Origin of the sequence: Kitasatospora sp. NPDC127116, from assembly GCF_042677365.1 — a bacterium.
Taxonomy (GTDB): Bacteria; Actinomycetota; Actinomycetes; order Streptomycetales; family Streptomycetaceae; genus Kitasatospora; species Kitasatospora lactacystinica.
Window position 1 is genome coordinate 1 of record NZ_JBHXTL010000270.1, and the last position, 3,754, is coordinate 3,754.

At 73.5% G+C, this 3,754-nt stretch carries 4 protein-coding genes and 1 tRNA gene; 1 reads left to right on the plus strand and 4 read right to left on the minus strand.

The window, feature by feature from the left end; genetic code table 11:
• Positions 1-253 precede the first annotated feature (253 nt).
• The gene (locus tag ACFVHV_RS43435) at positions 254-517 is read right to left on the minus strand and encodes a hypothetical protein (RefSeq protein WP_380359355.1); all 264 of its coding nucleotides are present in this window, start codon (positions 515-517) and stop codon (positions 254-256) included.
• Between the two features lie 287 nt (positions 518-804).
• Positions 805-875, minus strand: a tRNA-Cys gene (locus ACFVHV_RS43440).
• A gap of 308 nt (positions 876-1,183) precedes the next feature.
• Here ACFVHV_RS43440 and ACFVHV_RS43445 point away from each other — a divergent pair.
• On the plus strand, positions 1,184-1,894 hold the full coding sequence (locus tag ACFVHV_RS43445) for a hypothetical protein (protein WP_359915096.1): 711 nt from the start codon (positions 1,184-1,186) through the stop codon (positions 1,892-1,894).
• A 7-nt stretch (positions 1,895-1,901) separates the two neighbouring features.
• Here ACFVHV_RS43445 and ACFVHV_RS43450 read toward each other — a convergent pair whose 3' ends face one another.
• Entirely contained in the window at positions 1,902-2,561 is a 660-nt protein-coding gene (locus tag ACFVHV_RS43450; RefSeq protein WP_380359358.1) for a polysaccharide deacetylase family protein, read from the minus strand.
• Positions 2,562-2,822: 261 nt separating this feature from the next.
• Entirely contained in the window at positions 2,823-3,560 is a 738-nt protein-coding gene (locus tag ACFVHV_RS43455; protein WP_359915091.1) for a DUF4232 domain-containing protein, read from the minus strand.
• Positions 3,561-3,754 lie beyond the last annotated feature (194 nt).

The following is a 3,754-nucleotide window of genomic DNA, read 5'->3' on the forward strand; positions in this document are numbered from 1 at the left end:
CCACCGAGCCGGCACCCGGGCGGTCCGGTTTTCGGTGCCGCAGATGCCGCAGATGCCGCAGATGCCGCCGGGGCCGCGGTCGGGCGACGGGGCGCCGGACGAGTTCCTGGTGGTCGGCGCCCTCGGCCCGGGCCGGTGTTCCGGATCGCGATCCGCACGCCCCGGCACGCCCCGGCGCGGCGAGCAGGTCCGTGCGCAGCGGCCCGTCACCGGCCTCGCGCGGGAGCAGGTCGTGCGGGTGTTCCTGCCCGCCCTACCGGGACGGCGCGGCCCCGACCAGGGCCCGGCACTTCCGGCACGAGGCCGGGTCCCCGGGCTCGAAGTGGCACAGGAAGACCTTGAAGCAGCGGAGCCCGCACAGGGTGCGGGGCCTGCCGCGGCTCAGGTCCCCGGCGTGCAGGACACCGGGCACCCCCTGGACCCCGACGGCGGGGAACTCGGCCGGCTCGCGCGCGGTGGCGAAGGGTCGGGTCCCGTCCGGGGCTCCGGTGTCCGGGCTGTCGGTCATGCCGGGCATGCATGCCACGGTCGGGGACCGCCGTCGGCGCCGGGCTCCCACCGCGGGTCGGCGGGCCTTGCGCGCCGGTGAGCGGGGCCTGCCGTGCGCGGCGGGCGGTCGCGCGGGCGGCGGCCCGGGGTCGCCGGGGCTGATGCCGGGTCAGTACTCCCGGGGAGGCCCCCGGCCCGGGCCTCGCCGTCCGGTCGGGGGCGGCAGCCGGGCTGTTCCTGCGGTGGGTTGACGGACCGCCGGCCGACGCGGGGCCGACCGGCGGGACACACCCCGGCACCGGCGGACAGGAGAAAAGGTGGAGACAGGAATCGAACCCGTCTGAACGGTCCTGCAAACCGTCGCCTCGCCACTCGGCCACTCCACCTCGACAACGGTGGAAACATTACACACGTATGAACCGGAACTCTCCGGAAGTGCTGGATTTTCACTCCGGAAGGCTCTTAATGCTTCTAGTGTTATTTCTCTCGACATGGCGCCGAAAGGGCCCGGAGGCCGACACGGGGAAAGTCATGTTGCGCTAGCCTGTGCCGATATCTCCAACCCGATGGGATTTCATTGATGGCCGTCGAGGAATCACGGTTCACCCGTATCACGGAGCTGCGTGGCGAATCCGCCACGAACCGGTGCCAGTACAAGAGTCTGCCCCTGCGCGACCTTCCGCCGCTCGGTGTCGTGCGTCGCGCGCGGATCGCCCGCGAAGGCCTGCGTGAGCGCCGCGCCGACATTCCGGCGCCCGGCCGTCCCTCCCGCTTCGCCGAGGGGGACTGGGTCCGGGTGAAGGACGAGGCCGTGGTGCGCGCCACCCTGGACGCCAAGGACCGCCACCGCGGCCTGTGGTTCACCCGGAGCCAGTGGTCGTTCTGCGGCGGCGTCCACCAGGTCGAACGCGTCGTGCGCCGCATGATCGACGACCACTACCGCGTGCGGCGCCTGTCGGGCACCGTCGCCCTGGCCGGCGCCACCTGCCACGGCGCCGACGGGACCCAGGGCTGCGGCATGGAATGCGCGCTGCTGTTCCGCGACGAATGGCTGGAGCCCGCCCCCGCGCCGGTCCCCGCCGCCCGGCCGGTCGCCCTGTGGGCGACGGTGCGCAGCCTCGCGGAGATCCACGCGACCCTCGGCTCCGACGGGCGCCTGCACGGCGTCCCCTTCCAGCCGGGGATGGAGCGCCACGCCGGCACCCGTCACGGCGCCTCCGAGCTGCGTCACCGGTCCCTGGCCTGGTGGCAGCACCCCACCGGGGGGCGCTGGTTCATCCTCCAGGGCCTGCGCTGCGGCGGCGAGCCGGCCCCCACCGGCTGCGACCGCCGCTGCGCCCTGCTGTGGCACGAGTCCTGGCTGCGCCTGGAACCCGCCGCGGAACCCTCCGCCGCCGGCCGCTGAGCGGCCGTCAGCGCCGCCAGCGGTCGCGCACCAGTTTCGCGGTCAGGTGCAGCGGTCCGTCCCGGTCTCCGACGTAACATCGGGGAAGCGCGTACACCCCGCTGTGGGGCCCGGGGCTGACCGCGCACCCGTACTCGTAGCCGGCCTGCTCCACCGCCTCCACCGCGGCGCCGTCGAGCGAGCCGTACGGGTAGCAGAACCCGCCGACCTCCCGGCCCGTGAGGTCCTCCAGCACGTGGCGGCTGTCGGTGACCTGGGCGGCGAGGTCCCGCGCGCCCAGGCCCGCCAGCCGCCGGTGGGTCAGCCCGTGCGAGCCGATCTCCACCCCGGCGGCAGCGGCTTCACGGACCTCGTCCGCCGTCATCAGCGGCTTGCGCGGGCCCTGCCGGTCCCAGTCGTTGTATCCGCCGAGCCGGCCGGCCACCACGTAGACCGTCGCGGTGAAGCCGTACTCCGCCAGTGCGGGCATGGCCTCCTCCAGGAAGTCGCGGTACCCGTCGTCGAAGCTGAGCCCGACCAGGCCCGCCGCGGTGCCGTCCCGGTGGGAACGCATCAGGGCGCCCACCGACACCCCGCGCAGCCCGCGGGCGGACAGCCAGCGCAGCTGGCGGCGGAACCGCGCGGGGCCGACGGTGATCAGATAGGGGTCCTCGACCGTCGACGTCACCGAGTGATACATGAGTGTCCACGGGAGGCTTCCCGCGCCTGCGCCGGTCTCCCTTTCCGGACTATTGCGTGGTCGAATGATTTGCATGTTCCGCTCCAGCTGTCCGGTGGCACCGCCTGTGCAGGTGGACCCGAGGAAATTGCATTCTGGCAGCGTCGGACCCCGCTTCCATTCGCGCCAGGCGACTCCGCTTCATTTCACCCGGATGCCGGAGCGGGAGTCGGGGCGGGTGCCGCCGGGGCGGGCGGGCCGGTTCCGGGACTACTTGGGGGCGGCCGTCATGGAGGCGACGGCGTCCGCCACGCTGGAGCGGTAGTTGCCCATCTTGGGGTTCAGCACCCGCACGCCGCTGTCGAGCGGGAAGTTCTGGGTGTTCGCGAGGGGCATGTTGGTGCCCTCGTCGTCGGCGAGCACGTTGATCTCGTTGATGCCGGGGGTGGTGCCGGTGGTGGCGCCGCTCGGGTCGAGGTCGATCACCGCGTAGGCGTTCTGCCCCGCAGGGACCGTGAAGCGCTCGGTGCCGCTGGCGAGTATCGGCTTGACGTTCTTGCTCTGGTCGGGCGAGACGGAGTCGCCGAGGTCGACCCCCGGGGAGGAGCTCAGGCTGCAGGCGCTCGCACCGGTGTTGCGCACCTCGATCACCCGCTGGCCGGCCGCCCCGGCTCGGGCCGTCACCTTGATCGAGAGGTTCTTGATGTCGCACGGGTGGGCGGCGGCGCCGGCACTGCCCCCGTCGGACTTGGTGCCGCCCGGGGTGCTCGCGCCGGACGGCTTCTGCGGGGCGGGCTTCGTCGCCGCTCCCGTGGCCGGTGCGCCCGTGGGGGCGCCGGAGGCCGGGCCGCCCGCCGTCGGGGGCGTGACGGCCACCGTGGCGGCCGCGGAGGCCCCCGGGCCGCCGGCCGTGTCGGTGTTGTCGGGCCCGCAGGCGGTCAGCGCGAGGCCGGCTCCGACGACGAGGGCGGCGGAGGCGAGCAGCTGGTGACGGTGGCGGACGGACATGGTGGCTCCCCGATAGCGGTGCGTGCTGACTTGCGTGGACACCTCACAGGACGGTCGGTCGACGGCTTTTGGTGGCATGCACAGCGTCACAATCATCAGGACAGGATGAAGATCGGATCGTGACATTCCGTCAAGTGCGTGCGGGTGGACGGCCGGCCCGGGATCGGCTCGGCGGGCGGCGGGCGGCGGGTGAC